The following is a 14,854-nucleotide window of genomic DNA, read 5'->3' as shown; positions in this document are numbered from 1 at the left end:
GGACCCGTTCGCCGTCCGGGGCCCCGGGCCGCCGCTTCAGGCGGGTACGGGCCTCAGGCGGGGTACGGGCCCAGTTCCGCGTCCACCGCGCCCTCCAGCAGGGTCCGGGCCCGCTCCAGCTCCAGTGAGCCGCTCAGCCAGCGTTCGCTCAACCCCTCCACCAGGGAGTTCAGCCGCTCCGCCACGTCCAGCGGGACCGCGGCCGGGTCGGCCTGACCGGCCGCCTGGGCGTCCGCCACGGCGTCGGCGGTGTCCCGGTTCCAGCTGCGGGTGGACTCGGCGAGGGCGGCGCGCAGGTCCGCGTCGAAGATGGCGGTGGCCCGCAGCTCGCCCCAGGCGATGCTGTTCTCGCGCACCCGGGGGGTGTCCTGGAGCTCGCCGAGCAGCAGCTGGAGCAGGACGGCGCGGGCGTCCTCGGTGCCCTCCACGGCCTCGTCGGTGTAGCCGGTGGCGCGGTCGCTGATGAAGGCGAGGGTGCGCTGGACCAGGCCGGCGCGGTCCTTGAAGTGGTAGTAGATGAGGGCGGTGGACACCCCGGCCTCGGTCGCCAGTTCCTCGACCCGCAGCCCTCTGACGCCGTTGCGGGCGATGACGCGGACGGCTGCTTCCAGGATCAACGCTTGACGGTCGGCCACTCTTGCTCGCACCTCTTGCTCGGACCTCGCTCGGACAGGCTTGACTGAGCTTTCAGTCAGATCGCAACGATAGCCCGAGCGGCCCCTCCGCGGCCCCGCCCCGGGCCCTCAGTCCCCGTGCGATTCCCCGGCCAGCCCACCGATCAGCACCTCGATGCCGAGCGCCAGCCGGGCCGACGCCGGCCCCGCGGCCAGCTCGGCGGCACTGGCCGCCAGGTGCGGGTGCCGGGCGGGATCGAGCCCGGCCAGACGCTCCTCGATGGAGATCCGCTCGTGGCGGGAGTCCAGGGCGTCCTGCAGGGCGTCCGGACCGTCGCCCGCCGAGGGGTCCGCGGCGCCCACCTCGTAGGTGACCGCGCCGATGTGCAGGGCGATCAGATCGCAACCCCAGGCCGCGCGTTGGCGGGGTACGCCGCCCGCGAGCAGCAGGCCGAGGATCCGGTCGAACAGGTCCAGCCAGGCCGGGGCGGTCGGGATGTCGCCGAGCGAGACCCGGCCGATGCCGGGGTGGGCGTTGAGGGCGTGCACCACCTCGACGAGCAGTCCGGCCAGCTGGTCGCGCCAGTACGCCGGCTCGATCACGGGCAGCGGGACCGTCGCGATGACGGAGTCGTGCATCAGGCGCAGCAGTTCGTCGCGCTGGGAGACGTACACGTACAGGGACGCGGGTCCGGTGTCGAGCTCGGCGGCCACCCTGCGCATGGTGACCGCGTCGAAGCCCTCGCGGCGCAGGACGCGCAGACCCGCGTCGACGACCGCCGCCTCGCTGAGCGGCGGTTTGGCGGGGCGCGAGCGGGTGCTGCGGGAGCGGGGCGGTGTCGGCGGCATGGAGGAAGGCTAGCACTTGACAGCGAACGGTGTTCGTGGCGAACGTTGTTCGTAACGAACACCGTTCGTCAGGGTGGACCGCGTCCGTCCGTCCGTCCGAGCTCGCTCCGTTCCGAGGGGGAGAACCCGATGAATCCGCCGCACCCACGGCCGAAACCGCCGTACCCGCACCGCTGGGCCGTACTGGCCGTGGTCCTGGCCGCCGAGGTGATGGACCTGCTCGACGCCACCATCACGGGCGTGGCCGCCCCCGCGATCGCCGCCGATCTGGGCGGTGGCCGCGAGACCGCCCAGTGGCTCCAGGCCGGCTACACCCTGCCCTTCGCCGTTCTGCTGATCACCGCCGGCCGTCTGGGTGACCGTTACGGGCGCCGACGCCTGTTCCTGCTGGGCGCCGCCGGGTTCACCCTCGCCTCCGCCCTGTGCGCCTTCGCCCCGGGCCCCGCCTGGCTCATAGCCGCCCGGGCCGTGCAGGGCGCCTTCGGCGCGCTCCTGCTGCCTCAGGGCTTCGGCATCGTCAAGGAGGTCTTCGAGGGTCCGGAACTGGTCCGGGCCTTCGGGCTGTTCGGCCCGGTGATGGGGATCTGCGCGGTCGCCGGGCCGGTCCTGGGCGGACTGCTCACCGGCGCGGACCTCCTCGGCTCCGGCTGGCGCCTGGTCTTCCTGGTGAACCTGCCCGTGGGCCTCGCCGCCCTGCTGGGGGCCGCCCGCCGGATCCCGCGCGGTGTGCCCGACAGGGGCCTGCGCCTCGACGTGCCGAGCATGCTGCTGGTGGGGGCGGCCTCCGGAGCCCTGGTCTACCCCCTGGTGCAGGGGCGGGAGCTGGGCTGGCCCCTGTGGAGCCTCCTGGCGGCAGCGGCGGGACCGTTCGGTTTCTGGCTGTTCGCCCGGCTGCAGCACCGGCGCTCCTCCCCGCTGATGGCCCCGGCCCTGCTCGCCAACCGTGGCTACACCAGCGGCATCGCGGTGGCCGTGGCCTTCTTCGCCGCCTTCACCGGGCTGATGCTGGTGCTCTCCCTGTTCTTCCAGGGCCCCCTGGGACTCTCGCCGGAAGGCGCGGGCTACGCCGTCGCCCCGCTCGTCCTCGGGATCGCCGCCACCGCCGGCCCGGCGGGCGCCCTCGCCGTGCGGCACGGCCGGGCGGTGATCCAGGCGGGCATCGTGCTCACCGCGCTCGGCCTCGGGCTGCTGGCCGCCACCGCCGACGGAGCCGTGGACGGCTGGCGGCTGCTGCCGGGTACGGCGGTGACCGGCCTCGGGATGGGCCTGGTGATCCCGCCGCTCTTCGACGTGATCCTGGCGGAGGTGGCCGACGACCAGGTCGGCTCGGCCTCCGGAGTGCTCAACACGGCGTAACAGCTCGCCAACGCCGTGGGCGTGGCCCTGCTCGTCACCGTCTGGTCGGCTTTCACCGACCACGGCCGGGGCCCCGCCGCGGCCCTCGGCGGCACCGCGCTCGCCACGGCGGCCCTGCTCGTCGTCGCCCTGCTGCTCTCCGCCCGGCTGCCGCGGACGGCGCGCGCCTGAGCCCGTACGAGGGAGTGAGTACGGGGGAGTGAGTACGGGGGAACGACAAAGCGCCGGGTCACGGGACCGTCCGTGACTCGGCGCTCTGGTTTGTGACCGCCCGACGGGGCGAGGCTGGCGCGACAGGACGTTCGCACCGCCGGGCGGAGACTGTGGGGAGGGTCCTCCCGCTCCACGGGCAGGGGCTCTGTGCGTGGCCCCTGTACATGGAGGAGGAGGGAGTGGCTGGGACCGCGACGGGCGGTGACGAGAACTCCGGCGTCGTCTCCCTCAGGTCAAGAGACGGGCCTCGGAACCCATTACCACCGCACTGGCTCACACGCCCGTCACGGTCCTCGTCCTGCCCTCACCGCGTACCACCCCTCATCCGGGTCCGCGGTGCGGGCTCAGCACCCGGGGCATGACCTCCCGTCAGGCCCCCGGTACAACTTGCGGCTCAGGCGTCGCGCAGGGCGCGGACGGCCTCCTCGACGCGCTTGCCGTAGTCGGCGTCGGCGGCGTGGAAGTGAGCCAGGTTCTTCTCGATGACGTCCTCCAGGGTGACCTGGGAGAGACCGCCGGCGATGTTCGCCACCAGACGCTCCTTCTCGGCCTCCGACATCAGGCGGTAGAGCTCCCCGGCCTGGAAGAAGTCGTCGTCCTTGGTGTGGGCCGGGGCCTCGTGGGTGCCCGTGTAGCCGGAGACGGCCTTCGGGGCGCCGAGCGCCAGACCGGTCTCGGCCGGGCCCCGGTACGAGTTGGGCTCGTAGTTCTTGTCGTGCCGCGAGCCGTTGCGCAGCGCCATGACGCCGTCGCGGCCGTAGTTGTCGGCCTTCGTGGCCTTCGGGGCGTTGACCGGCAGCAGGGTGTGGTTCACACCGAGGCGGTAGCGCTGGGCGTCGGCGTACGCGAACAGGCGGCCCTGGAGCATCTTGTCCGGCGAGGCGGTGATGCCCGGGACGAAGTTGTTCGGGGAGAAGGCGGACTGCTCGACCTCGGCGAAGACGTTGTCCGGGTTGCGGTCGAGGACCAGACGGCCCACGCGCTGCAGCGGGTAGTCGCTGTGCGGCCACACCTTGGTGAGGTCGAACGGGTTGAAGCGGTAGTCCGCGGCCTCGGCGGCGGGCATGACCTGGACGTAGAGGGTCCAGCTCGGGTTCACGCCGCGCTCGATCGCCTGGAGCAGGTCGGTCTGGTGCGAGTTGGCGTCCTTGCCGACGACCTCGGCGGCCTGCTCGCCCGACAGGCAGCGGATGCCCTGGTTCGTCTTGAAGTGGTACTTGACGAAGAAGGCCTCGCCCTGGGCGTTGGTCCACTGGTAGGTGTGGGAGCCGTAGCCGTTCATGTGGCGGTAGGACGCCGGTATGCCGCGGTCACCCATCAGCCAGGTGATCTGGTGCGTCGCCTCGGGGGCGTGCGCCCAGAAGTCCCAGACGTTGTCCGGCTCCTGCTTGCCCGTGAAGGGGTCGCGCTTCTGGGAGTGGATGAAGTCGGGGAACTTGATCGGGTCCTTGATGAAGAACACCGGGGTGTTGTTGCCGACGAGGTCGTAGTTGCCCTCTTCGGTGTAGAACTTCAGGGCGAAGCCGCGCGGGTCGCGGACCGCGTCCGCGCCGCCGAGCGAGTCGGCCACGGTGGAGAAGCGCAGGAAGGTCTCGGTCTTCTTGCCGACGGTGTTCAGGAACGCCGCGCTGGTGTACGCGGTGACGTCGTCGGTCACCTCGAAGTAGCCGTAGGCGGCGCTGCCGCGGGCGTGCACCACGCGCTCCGGGATGCGCTCGCGGTTGAAGCGGGCGAGCTTCTCCAGCAGCTGCTGGTCCTGGACCAGCAGCGGGCCACCGACGCCGGCGGTGGCGGAGTTCTGATTGTCGGCGACCGGGGCGCCGGACTCGGTCGTCAGCGTGCGCTTCGACATGGTGACCTTCCGTACGGGGTAACTGCTGACGGAAAGCGTCTTCCGTCATGCGGAACAGCCTAATTTCGGCGTGAACTCGACGTCAACAGTTTGTTGAAAGAAAGAAAAGAGGAGAGGTGATCCGGACGGTGCCGGCACTTGGGCGCGACAGGACAGGTGTCAGCACCGGCACCATCCGGAAACTCGGGCCCCCGTTCGTGCGGGGGCGGGCGGCGGCCCGGGACAGCGGGCCACCGCGGGGGGTGGATCAGACCTGGGCGCCGGAGAGGCGCTCGACCGCGCGGAGCAGCGCGGAGTGGTCCAGGCCGCCGTCACCCTGGGCGCGCAGCGAGGCCACGAGCTGGGCGACGACCGCGCCGACCGGAAGGGCCGCACCGACGTTGCGGGCGGCGTCGGTGACGATGCCCATGTCCTTGTGGTGCAGGTCGATCCGGAAACCGGGCTTGAAGTCGCGGTTCAGGAAGTTGTCCTTCTTGCGGGTCAGGACCGTGGAGCCGGCCAGACCGCCGTTGAGGACGTCCAGGGCGGCGGTGAGGTTCACGCCCGACTTCTCCAGGAAGACGACGGCCTCGGCGCACGCCTGGATGTTGACCGCGACGATGAGCTGGTTGGCGGCCTTCACCGTCTGGCCGGAGCCGTGCGGACCGCACAGGACGATGACCTTGCCGAGGGCCTGGAGGACCGGGAGGGCCTCGTCGAAGTCGGCCTGCTCGCCACCCACCATGATCGACAGGACGGCCTCGATGGCGCCGGCCTCGCCGCCGGACACCGGGGCGTCGATGACGCGGATGCCCTTCGCGGCGGCGTTCTTCGCGAGGTCGACCGAGGTCTGCGGGGTGATCGACGACATGTCGATGATCAGCGCGCCGGACTTGGCGTTCTCCAGGATGCCGTTCTCACCGTAGGAGATGGCCTCGACCTGCGGGGAGGCGGGCACCATCGTGATGATGACGTCGGCGTCCTTGACGGCCTCGGCGATCGAGCCGGCCGCGGAGCCGCCGGCGGCGGCCAGGCGGTCCAGCTTGTCCTGCTCCAGCGTGAAGCCGGTGACCGAGTAGCCGGCCTTCAGGAGGTTCTCGGCCATGGGGGAGCCCATGATTCCGAGGCCGATCCAAGCGATCTTGGGGAGGGTGCTCATGATGAGGGTCCTTCTCTTGATGCATCGTACGAAAAGTGCGTGGGGTGCCCGGCTGATCGCCCGGACTTGGTCCGCCTATCGGGCGGCGCGGGCCTCGGCGGGGAGCCAGGCGAAGGACGCGGCGGCGTCGGCGGCCTTGTATTCGAGGCCTACGTGGCCCTCGTAACCGGCCTTCTTCAGCTGGTCCAGGAGCGCCTCGAGGGGCAGCTCGCCGGTGCCGGGGGCACCGCGTCCCGGCTTGTCCGCGATCTGGACGTGGCCGGTCTTGGCGGCGTACTTTTCGATGACCTCGGAGAGGTCCTCATCGTTCATCGCCAGGTGGTACAGGTCCAGTAGGAACTTGGCGTTCCCGAGGCCGGTGGCCTCGTTGACCTTGTCCACCACCTCGATGCCGGCCGGGGCGCTCACCAGGGGGTAGAGCGGCGACTCGGGCTTGTTGAGGGTCTCGATCAGGAGGATCGCACCCACGCGGTCCGCGGCCTGCGCCGCCACGACCAGGTTCTTCAGGGCCAGCTCGTCCTGCACGGCCGGGTCGACGCCGTCGACCCGGTTGCCGTAGAGGGCGTTGAGCGCCTTGCAGCCCACCGAGGCGGCGAAGTCCGCCGCCACGTTGATGTTGGCGTTGAAGCGGTCCGACTCCTCGCCGGGTACCGAGACCGCGCCGCGGTCCGGGCCCGGCAGCCGGCCGGCGTAGAAGTTCAGGCCCACCAGCTGAGTGCCGGCGTCCTCAAGAGCCTTCTTGAGGGCGTCGAGCTCCTCCGGGGCGGGAGTGGGGGTTTCGATCCAGGGCCACCACAGCTCGACCGCGGTGAAGCCCGCCGCGGCGGCGGCCGCGGGACGCTCCAGAAGCGGGAGTTCCGTGAAGAGGATCGACAGGTTCACATCGAAGCGCTGGTCCGTGTATCCCATGAGGGGTGTGCGCTCCTTCCGTATTGCGGAAGTTATTTTCTGCTTGATGGAAGACTGCATGGGCCTCGGCGCGGATGTCAAGTGCGGACTCCCGAAAAATCCCGACCGCGCAGTAGGTTGACCTGCGTGCGATTGAGAGTGGAGTTCACGACCGAGCCCTTCGACCTCGAAGAGGCCCCCGCCCACGCCGTGGCCGCCCGCGAGGTCATCCAGAAGGCCCAGCTGGACGCGGTGGACGTCGGCCCGTTCGGCAACACGGCCGAGGGCGAGTCCGACCGGGTGCTGACCGCGGTGGCCGCGCTGCTGCGCGGTTCCCTGGAGGCCGGGGCGACGCGCGTCTCGCTCCAGGTCAATGTGATCGGGGAGGGCACCCCGTGACCGAACCCCGTGACCACCCCTTCGTCACCGCGGTCAAGCCGCTGGTGGACGCGATGGGGGGCGAGCTGATGGATCCCGCCCTGGCGCAGCCCGACGACGTCGTGCTGTCGTGGGAGGGCCAGGAGGTGCTCGCGGTGCGCCTGCCCCAGCTCTCCGACTCGCTGGACCACATCCTGGCGGCCCTGGAGCGGCGGCACGGCGTACCGTTGGCGCAGCTCGACCGGAAGTCCAAGCAGGACGTGGTGCGGATACTGGAGGCGCGGGGCGCCTTCTCCGTGCGGCACGGCGTCGAAACGGTCGCGAGTGCCCTGGGCGTGAGCCGCTTCACGGTCTACAACTACCTGAACAGGGACGCCGCCACCCCGAAGGGGGCCAAGAGCAGCCAGGAGTGAAGACGGATTCACCCGCCGTGACCAGCCGCCGCCCAATTCACCCGGGCGGCGGCTTTTGTGTACGGGAAGTTTCAACAAAGTGTTGACGCCGTGTTGTCGAGGGCGTTAGCTATGCGCAGCCCGTCAAAGCAACAACAGGCCACGGAGGCCTACCGTGACTTCGAGTCCGACCCCGGGTCTCACCCGGTTCAACGCCTTGGACGACAGCGCGGCCGCGGCCGAGCTCCACGAGGTGTGCGCCAGCTCGGCTTGGGGGAGCAAGATGCTCGCCCAGCGCCCCTTCGCCGGCGCCGATGCCCTGTTCTCGGCCAACGAGTCCGCCATGGCGGAGCTCACCGCCGAGGACCTCGGCGAGGCGATGGGAGGCCACGCGCCGATCGGCCGGCCGAAGCCGGGAGACCCGACCTCCGCCCGCGAGCAGCGTGGCATGGCCGGTGCCTCGGAGGAGCTCAAGAACGAGCTCCTCGAACTGAACCTGGCGTACCAGGACAAGTTCGGCCACGTCTTCCTCATCTGCGCCACCGGTGCGACCGGTGAGTTCATGCGGGACGCGGTCAAGGTCCGGATCGACAACTCGCCGGAGCGGGAGCGCGAAATCGCCCGCGGCGAGCTCGTCAAGATCAACCGGATCCGTCTGACCCGCCTCGCCGAACTCGCAGAAGAAGGAGAGTGAGCATGAGCACCGCGACCACCGCGTCGGTGTCCACGCACATCCTGGACACCAGCATCGGCAAGCCCGCCGAGGGCGTCGCCATCTCCCTGTCGGCCCGTACGGGCCTGGACGGCGAGTGGGCGGCGCTCGGCGGTTCCGCCACCGACGCCGACGGGCGTTGTAAGGACCTGCCGGCGCTGCCGGAGGGCACCACACACGTGCGTCTCGATTTCGAGACCGAGACGTACTTCTTGAATAAGCACAGTGCAGAGAAGCAAGCCGAGGCGCAGCAGGACGCCCCCCGCGTAAGGGACAGCGGTGCGTTCTTCCCCGAGGTAACCATCACCTTCGCGGTGAACCCGGGCGAGCATTACCACGTACCGCTGCTGCTCAACCCGTTCGGCTACTCCGTTTACCGAGGGAGCTAGTCATGGCCACGATTCTGGGCCAGAACCAGTACGGCAAAGCAGAGAACCGCGTCGTCAAGATCACGCGGGACGGCGACACCCATCACATCAAGGACCTGAACGTCTCGGTCGCCCTCTCCGGCGACATGGACGACGTCCACTACAACGGCTCGAACGCCAACTGCCTGCCGACGGACACCACCAAGAACACGGTGTACGCGTTCGCCAAGGAGTACGGCATCGAGTCCGCCGAGCAGTTCGGCATCCACCTGGCGCGTTGGTTCGTCAACAGCCAGGAGCCGATCAAGCGCGCGCGGATCCGGATCGAGGAGTACGCCTGGGACCGGATCGCCACCTCGGACGCCAACTCCAAGTTCATCGGCTCCGACGAGGTGAACCACTCCTTCGTCCGCAAGGGCATGGAGACCCGCGTCACCCAGATCACGTACGACGGCCAGAACTGGGAGGTCATCTCCGGCCTCAAGGACCTGATCGTCATGAACTCCACGAACTCCGAGTTCTGGGGTTACGTGAAGGACAAGTACACGACCCTGCAGGAGGCGTACGACCGCATCCTGGCCACCCAGGTGTCGGGCCGCTGGCGCTTCAACTGGTCGGACGACGAGCAGCGGATGCCCAACTGGGAGAAGTCCTACGCCGAGACCAAGAAGCACATGCTCCAGGCCTTCGCGGAGACCTACTCCCTGTCGCTGCAGCAGACCCTGTACCAGATGGGTTCGCGCATCATCAACCACCGTTCGGAGATCGACGAGGTCCGCTTCTCGCTCCCGAACAAGCACCACTTCCTCGTCGACCTGGAGCCCTTCGGCCTCAAGAACGACAACGAGGTGTACTTCGCCGCGGACCGTCCGTACGGTCTGATCGAGGCGACGGTCCTCCGCGACGGCGTCGACGCCCGCATCCCCGTGGACATGACCAACCTCTGATCACGGCACGCCGGTCCCGGGGCTCCGCAGTGGCCCCGGGACGGGCGACACGTTCCCGCTTCCTGAATCGGCACCCGGACGCACCACTCGGGGCGGCAGTACTGTCAGCTGTCAAGGCCCCCGGCTCCGGCACTCAAATCCCCTGGGTTTTGCCGTGCCCGCACCGCCACTGAAAGCACGAGGAAGTCCCATGGCAGCACCCGCAGCCCAGGACAGCGCCGTCGAGCGCATCGTCATCGAAAACTGTGCGATCGCCACGGTCGACGCGAACGACACCGAGTACGCCTCGGGCCACGTGGTGGTCGCGGGCAACAGGATCGAGTTCATCGGTGCGGGCAAGGCCCCCGGGAACCTCGACAACGTCGTCCGCCGCATCGACGGCACCGGCCACCTCGTGACACCCGGCCTCGTCAACACGCACCACCACTTCTACCAGTGGATCACGCGTGGCCTGGCCACCGACCACAACCTCTTCAACTGGCTCGTCTCGCTGTACCCGACCTGGGCGCGCATCGACGAGCAGATGACGTACACGGCCGCGCAGGGCTCCCTCGCCGCGATGGCCAAGGGCGGTGTGACCACCGCGATGGACCACCACTACGTCTTCCCCAAGGGCTCCGGCGACCTGTCCGGCTCCATCATCCGCGCCGCGTCCGAGATGGGTGTCCGCTTCACCCTCGCCCGCGGCTCGATGGACCGCAGCGAGAAGGACGGCGGCCTGCCGCCGGACCACGCCGTCGAGACCCTCGAAGGCGCGCTCGCCGACACCGAGGCGACCGTCAGGAAGTACCACGACGCCTCCTTCGACTCGATGACCCAGGTCGCCGTCGCCCCCTGTTCCCCCTTCTCGGTCTCCACCGAGCTGCTGAGGCAGGGCGCCGAGCTGGCCCGCCGCCTGGGTGTGCGCCTGCACACGCACGGCTCGGAGACCGTCGAGGAAGAGCAGTTCTGCAAGGAACTGTTCGGCATGGGCCCGACCGACTACTTCGAGTCGACCGGCTGGCTCGGCGAGGACGTGTGGATGGCGCACAGCGTCCACATGAACGACTCCGACATCGCCGCGTTCGCCCGCACCAAGACCGGTGTCGCGCACTGCCCGTCCTCCAACGCCCGTCTGGCCGCCGGCATCGCCCGCGTCCCGGACATGCTGGCCGCCGGCGTACCGGTGGGCCTCGGCGTGGACGGCACCGCCTCCAACGAGTCCGGTGAGCTGCACACCGAGCTGCGCAACGCGCTGCTGATCAACCGTCTGAACCCGGTCCACCGCGAGCGCGCGCTCAACGCGCGCCAGGCGCTGCGCCTGGGCACCTACGGTGGCGCCCAGGTCCTCGGCCGCGCGGACAACATCGGTTCGCTGGAGGTCGGCAAGCTCGCCGACCTGGTCCTGTGGAACATGAACACCTTCCTGCACTCCTCCATCGCCGACCCGGTCACCGCCCTGGTCTTCGGCGCGGCGGCTCCGGTGACGGCCTCGTTCGTCAACGGCAAGCAGATCGTCGACAACAACCGACTGCTCTTCGCCGACGAGGACGCGATCGCCGTGTCCACCCGGGAAGAGGCCCAGCGCCTCGCGCGGATCTCCGCGCAGGCCTGATCCCACGGAGTCCGGTCGGGGGGGACGGCCCCCGGCCGGCGGCCGCGGACCCGAGCGGGGTCCGCGGCAGCCGTTCCCGGGAAGCGCCCGAGGAGAGATCCGAAGGCGTTCCCGGGGGCGGTGAGGCGTGACAACACCAGGACCGCGGCACCGTGCTGCCCTGTTCCGGTCCACTGCCACGGCGATACCGGCTCGATGCGCGGAACCTTTTTGGGCGAATCGTTTCCGCACCCCTTGGGGCAAGAAGTCGCACCACCCACAACTCCATACAGGCTCGACAGCAACGCTTTCGCACCCCCTCCATGACACTCACGTCCCTGCCGACGTGCTATACCGACCGGAGGAAGCCGTGGCCGCAACGCCCAGGTTTCGCAAAGACGCAGTCGCAGTACCGGAGGAGACGCACCCGGTCGACGAGACCCTGCCTCCGCTGAAGATGTTCACGAGCGGGCTCCAGCACGTGGCCGCCATGTACGCGGGCGTCGTCGCTCCGCCCATGATCGTCGGCCCCGCCGTCGGACTCTCCGCCACCGAGACCGCCTTCCTGATGGGCGCCTCGCTCTTCACCGCAGGGCTCGCCACCCTCCTCCAGACCCTCGGGTTCTGGAAGATCGGCGCCAAACTCCCCTTCGTCAACGGTGTCTCCTTCGCCGGAGTGACCCCGATGATCGCGATAGGCAAGGGTGAGGGCGCCGACGCCATCCCCGTGATCTTCGGCGCGATCATCGTCGCCGGACTGGTCGGCTTCCTCGCCGCCCCCTACTTCGGCAAGCTCGTCCGCTTCTTCCCGCCCGTGGTCACCGGCACCGTCATCACCCTGATCGGCGTCTCACTGCTCCCCGTGGCGTTCAACTGGTCCCAGGGCGGCAACCGCACGGCGACCGACTACGGCTCGATGAAGAACATCGGCATGGCCGCCCTCACGCTGGCGATCGTCCTCGTGATGCGCAAGTTCCTGCGCGGCTTCCTGCAGCAGATCTCCATCCTGCTCGGCCTCGTCGCGGGCACCGTCATCGCCCTGCCGCTGGGCATGACCAGCTTCGACGCCGTCAAGAACGCGGACGTCATCGGCTTCCCCACCCCCTTCCACTTCGGGGCCCCGCAGTTCCAGGTGGCCGCGATCATCTCGATGTGCATCGTCATGCTCGTCTGCATGACCGAGTCGACCGCCGACATCCTCGCCCTCGGCAAGATCGTCGGACGTCCGGCGGACGCGAAGACCATCGAGGGCGGCCTGCGTGCCGACACCCTCGGCAGTGCCCTCAGCCCGCTGTTCAACGGCTTCATGTGCAGCGCCTTCGCCCAGAACATCGGCCTGGTCGCGATGACCAAGGTGCGCAGCCGGTTCGTGGTCGCCGCCGGCGGCGGCATCCTGATCCTGCTGGGCCTGTGTCCGATGGCCGCCTCCGTCATCGGGGTCGTCCCGCTGCCCGTCCTCGGCGGCGCCGGCATCGTGCTCTTCGGCTCGGTCGCGGCCAGCGGGATCCAGACCCTGGCGGGCGCGGCCATGGAGAAGGGCGAGAACGCCCTGATCGTCGCCGCCTCGGTCGGCATCGGCCTGATCCCGATCGCCGCCCCCGGCTTCTACCACCACTTCCCGAAGGACCTGCTCGTCGTCCTCGACTCCGGCATCAGCACGGGCTGCGTGGTCGCGATCGTCCTCAACCTGGCCTTCAACCACCTCGGCGCCAAGAAGGACGCCGCGGCGGAGGCCTCCGCGGAGCCGGCCTTCGTGCACTGACCCTCCGGATGCGGAACGCGGACGAACGGCGGCGCGTACGCCACCCACTGCGGGTGTGGCGTACGCGCCGCCGTTCGTGTCGGCACCCGTACGGAGCCCGCTCCCTGGCGAGGCCCCCTGGCGGGGTCCGGCCGACGGGGTCAGGCTCCGGCGGGTCCGGGGGATCCGAACCACCTGGTCAGGGACTCGGCGAGTCCGCGCAGCGCGTCCGCCCGGTCGCCGTCGGCGTCCTCCGCCCAGGCGGTGCACCCGTCGGGGCGCACGAGCAGCGCGGCCGGCGCCGGTCCGGCGGGGCCGGCGGCGGTGACCACCCGCACCCGGTCCCCGTACCCGTCGGCCACGGCCCCGAAGCCCGCGTCCTCCGAGAGGTCCAGGAGCAGGGCCCGCCCGTCGTGCATCAGGTCCGCGAGCCGGCGCCCGTCGGCCAGTTCGAGGTCGGGGGCGCTGCGGCCCACCAGAGGGTGACCGCCGGGCAGTTCGTAGCGCTGCCACACCCCGGAGATCTTCTTGACGAAGTAGGTGGTGCCGGTCACGGTCGCGGTCAGCTCGCCGACCACGTCGCGCAGGGCCCGGGACGCGGGCTCCGGCCGCATCAGGGCGATCTGCGCCCTGGTCCACTGGAGCACCCAGGCCCCGATCGGGTGCCGTTCGGCGGTGTACGAGTCGAGGAGTCCTTCGGGAGCCCGGCCCCGGACCACCGCGGCGAGCTTCCAGCCCAGGTTCACCGCGTCCCCGATGCCGAGGTTCAGCCCCTGTCCGCCGAACGGCGAGTGGACGTGCGCCGCGTCCCCCGCGAGCAGTACGCGGCCCGAACGGTAGTCCGAAGCCTGGCGGGCGTTGTCGGTGAAGCGGGTGGCGGTGTGCACATCGGTGACCGTGACGTCGGCCGAGCCGGTGACGTGCCGCAGGCTCTTCTGCAGCTCCTCGGCGGTGACGGGCGCGTCGCGGTCGGCGGGCGGTCCGTCGAACTCGACCGTGAGGATGCGGCCGGGGACGGGGCCGTGGACGTACGTCCCGGTGTCGGTGTGGTGCCAGCCGGTCTTCAGGGCCTCGGCCCCGGTCATGCTGACGACGGCCTGGTGGCCGGTGATCTGCGGATCCGTTCCGGGGAAGGCGAAGCCCGCGAGCCTGCGCACCGTACTGCGGCCGCCGTCACAGCCGACCAGCCAGCCCGCCCGTATCTTCCGGTCCGGGCCGCCGCCCACCGGGGCCGCGCGGACCTCGACCCCCTCGTCCTCGGCGTCGAAGCCCGTCAGTTCCACGCCCCGGAGCAGCTCGACGCCGAGCCGCGCGGCGCGTTCGGCGAGCACCCGCTCGATGTCCTGCTGCGGTACGAAGCCCACCTCGGAGGCCGGACCGGCGTGTGCGAAGTCGGGGTCGGCCTCGTCCAGGAAGGTGCCGTCCAGCATGATCCCGCCGAAGTGGGCGGCGAACCGGGGCGGCGTACGAGGGGGCCGGGCGTCCTGGGAGCCTCCCGGCCGGTCGCGCATGAAGGTCCGGAACTGTTCGAGGGCGCGCTGCTGCACCTCGGCGAGCGCGGGCAGCATCCCGCGCCGGTGGAAGGCCTCGGCGGTGGGCGTGTTGATCGCCCCCGCCTTGATGGTCGGGTCCACGTCGGTGCGGCGCTCCACGAGGACCACGCGGGCCCCGCCGAGCCGGAGTTCGCAGGCGAGCATGAGCCCGACGGGGCCGCCGCCGGCCACCACCACGTCCGTGTCCGTGCCCGCTTCCGAGGCGGGGGCCGTGTGTGCGTCTGTGCCGAAGTCCGAGTCCATGCTTTGACTATAGTCACTAAAAGTTTGTAGTCGCTAT

The 14,854-nt window shown here is 70.2% G+C and carries 15 protein-coding genes; 9 read left to right on the top strand and 6 right to left on the bottom strand.

Annotated elements, in window-relative coordinates; translation table 11 throughout:
* Nucleotides 1-53: 53 nt before the first annotated feature.
* Together OG295_RS05975 and OG295_RS05970 are read right to left on the bottom strand one after the other, a co-directional pair.
* Nucleotides 54-635 carry a TetR/AcrR family transcriptional regulator gene (locus OG295_RS05975; protein ID WP_371675894.1) on the bottom strand — a complete coding sequence of 194 codons (582 nt, stop codon included), beginning with the start codon at nt 633-635 and terminating at the stop codon, nt 54-56.
* Between the two features lie 108 nt (nt 636-743).
* On the bottom strand, nt 744-1,463 hold the full coding sequence (locus OG295_RS05970; protein WP_371675893.1) for a TetR/AcrR family transcriptional regulator: 720 nt from the start codon (nt 1,461-1,463) through the stop codon (nt 744-746).
* A 129-nt stretch (nt 1,464-1,592) separates the two neighbouring features.
* Here OG295_RS05970 and OG295_RS05965 point away from each other — a divergent pair, with 129 nt between their 5' ends.
* Both OG295_RS05965 and OG295_RS05960 read left to right on the top strand, forming a co-directional pair.
* On the top strand, nt 1,593-2,819 hold the full coding sequence (locus OG295_RS05965; RefSeq protein WP_371675892.1) for an MFS transporter: 1,227 nt from the start codon (nt 1,593-1,595) through the stop codon (nt 2,817-2,819).
* Between the two features lie 21 nt (nt 2,820-2,840).
* Nucleotides 2,841-2,990: a hypothetical protein gene (locus OG295_RS05960; RefSeq protein WP_371675891.1), complete on the top strand. Its 150-nt coding sequence runs from the start codon at nt 2,841-2,843 to the stop codon at nt 2,988-2,990.
* A 436-nt stretch (nt 2,991-3,426) separates the two neighbouring features.
* Here OG295_RS05960 and OG295_RS05955 read toward each other — a convergent pair whose 3' ends face one another.
* The 3 genes from OG295_RS05955 to OG295_RS05945 form a co-directional block, all read right to left on the bottom strand.
* Complete coding sequence (locus tag OG295_RS05955; protein ID WP_371675890.1) at nt 3,427-4,884, bottom strand: catalase; 1,458 nt, start codon at nt 4,882-4,884, stop codon at nt 3,427-3,429.
* A gap of 247 nt (nt 4,885-5,131) precedes the next feature.
* Entirely contained in the window at nt 5,132-6,022 is an 891-nt protein-coding gene (locus OG295_RS05950; RefSeq protein ID WP_356214823.1) for a 2-hydroxy-3-oxopropionate reductase, read from the bottom strand.
* Between the two features lie 75 nt (nt 6,023-6,097).
* Nucleotides 6,098-6,931 (bottom strand): TIM barrel protein, encoded by an 834-nt coding sequence (locus tag OG295_RS05945; protein ID WP_371675889.1) that lies wholly within the window; start codon nt 6,929-6,931, stop codon nt 6,098-6,100.
* Nucleotides 6,932-7,057: 126 nt separating this feature from the next.
* Between OG295_RS05945 and OG295_RS05940 the strand changes: the two genes are divergently transcribed.
* The 7 genes from OG295_RS05940 (at nt 7,058) to OG295_RS05910 (ending at nt 13,042) form a co-directional block, all read left to right on the top strand.
* The gene (locus OG295_RS05940; RefSeq protein ID WP_371675888.1) at nt 7,058-7,309 is read left to right on the top strand and encodes a thiamine-binding protein; all 252 of its coding nucleotides are present in this window, start codon (nt 7,058-7,060) and stop codon (nt 7,307-7,309) included.
* On the top strand, nt 7,306-7,701 hold the full coding sequence (locus OG295_RS05935) for a helix-turn-helix domain-containing protein (RefSeq protein ID WP_371675887.1): 396 nt from the start codon (nt 7,306-7,308) through the stop codon (nt 7,699-7,701). Before OG295_RS05940 ends, OG295_RS05935 begins: the two co-directional genes overlap by 4 nt.
* A 154-nt stretch (nt 7,702-7,855) precedes the next feature.
* Complete coding sequence (uraD, locus tag OG295_RS05930) at nt 7,856-8,374, top strand: 2-oxo-4-hydroxy-4-carboxy-5-ureidoimidazoline decarboxylase (protein ID WP_371675886.1); 519 nt, start codon at nt 7,856-7,858, stop codon at nt 8,372-8,374.
* Between the two features lie 2 nt (nt 8,375-8,376).
* Nucleotides 8,377-8,781, top strand: a complete 405-nt coding sequence (gene uraH, locus OG295_RS05925) for a hydroxyisourate hydrolase (RefSeq protein ID WP_266843595.1) — start codon at nt 8,377-8,379, stop codon at nt 8,779-8,781.
* Between the two features lie 2 nt (nt 8,782-8,783).
* Nucleotides 8,784-9,707 carry a factor-independent urate hydroxylase gene (gene pucL, locus OG295_RS05920; RefSeq protein WP_266843597.1) on the top strand — a complete coding sequence of 308 codons (924 nt, stop codon included), beginning with the start codon at nt 8,784-8,786 and terminating at the stop codon, nt 9,705-9,707.
* Between the two features lie 190 nt (nt 9,708-9,897).
* Nucleotides 9,898-11,301: an 8-oxoguanine deaminase gene (locus OG295_RS05915; protein ID WP_371675885.1), complete on the top strand. Its 1,404-nt coding sequence runs from the start codon at nt 9,898-9,900 to the stop codon at nt 11,299-11,301.
* A gap of 349 nt (nt 11,302-11,650) precedes the next feature.
* Complete coding sequence (locus OG295_RS05910; protein WP_371675884.1) at nt 11,651-13,042, top strand: nucleobase:cation symporter-2 family protein; 1,392 nt, start codon at nt 11,651-11,653, stop codon at nt 13,040-13,042.
* A 140-nt stretch (nt 13,043-13,182) separates the two neighbouring features.
* Here the strand turns inward: OG295_RS05910 and OG295_RS05905 are convergent, their stop codons facing one another.
* Nucleotides 13,183-14,817, bottom strand: a complete 1,635-nt coding sequence (locus tag OG295_RS05905) for an FAD-dependent oxidoreductase (protein ID WP_371675883.1) — start codon at nt 14,815-14,817, stop codon at nt 13,183-13,185.
* Between the last annotated feature and the right edge of the window lie 37 nt (nt 14,818-14,854).

The sequence above is a fragment of the Streptomyces sp. NBC_01276 genome (genome assembly GCF_041435355.1).
Classification (GTDB): domain Bacteria; phylum Actinomycetota; class Actinomycetes; order Streptomycetales; family Streptomycetaceae; genus Streptomyces.
The sequence above is the reverse complement of the archived record's forward strand: the minus strand, read 5'-3'. Positions and strand labels throughout refer to the sequence as shown.

What these genes read in the sequence shown, in the direction of transcription:
- OG295_RS05955 (WP_371675890.1), bottom strand. Translation starts at nt 4,884, where the DNA reads ATGTCGAAGCGCACGCTGACGACCGAGTCCGGCGCCCCGGTCGCCGAC.
- OG295_RS05915 (WP_371675885.1), top strand. Translation starts at nt 9,898, where the DNA reads ATGGCAGCACCCGCAGCCCAGGACAGCGCCGTCGAGCGCATCGTCATC.
- OG295_RS05905 (WP_371675883.1), bottom strand. Translation starts at nt 14,817, where the DNA reads ATGGACTCGGACTTCGGCACAGACGCACACACGGCCCCCGCCTCGGAA.
- OG295_RS05950 (WP_356214823.1), bottom strand. Translation starts at nt 6,022, where the DNA reads ATGAGCACCCTCCCCAAGATCGCTTGGATCGGCCTCGGAATCATGGGC.
- OG295_RS05965 (WP_371675892.1), top strand. Translation starts at nt 1,593, where the DNA reads ATGAATCCGCCGCACCCACGGCCGAAACCGCCGTACCCGCACCGCTGG.
- uraH (WP_266843595.1), top strand. Translation starts at nt 8,377, where the DNA reads ATGAGCACCGCGACCACCGCGTCGGTGTCCACGCACATCCTGGACACC.
- OG295_RS05970 (WP_371675893.1), bottom strand. Translation starts at nt 1,463, where the DNA reads ATGCCGCCGACACCGCCCCGCTCCCGCAGCACCCGCTCGCGCCCCGCC.
- pucL (WP_266843597.1), top strand. Translation starts at nt 8,784, where the DNA reads ATGGCCACGATTCTGGGCCAGAACCAGTACGGCAAAGCAGAGAACCGC.
- OG295_RS05945 (WP_371675889.1), bottom strand. Translation starts at nt 6,931, where the DNA reads ATGGGATACACGGACCAGCGCTTCGATGTGAACCTGTCGATCCTCTTC.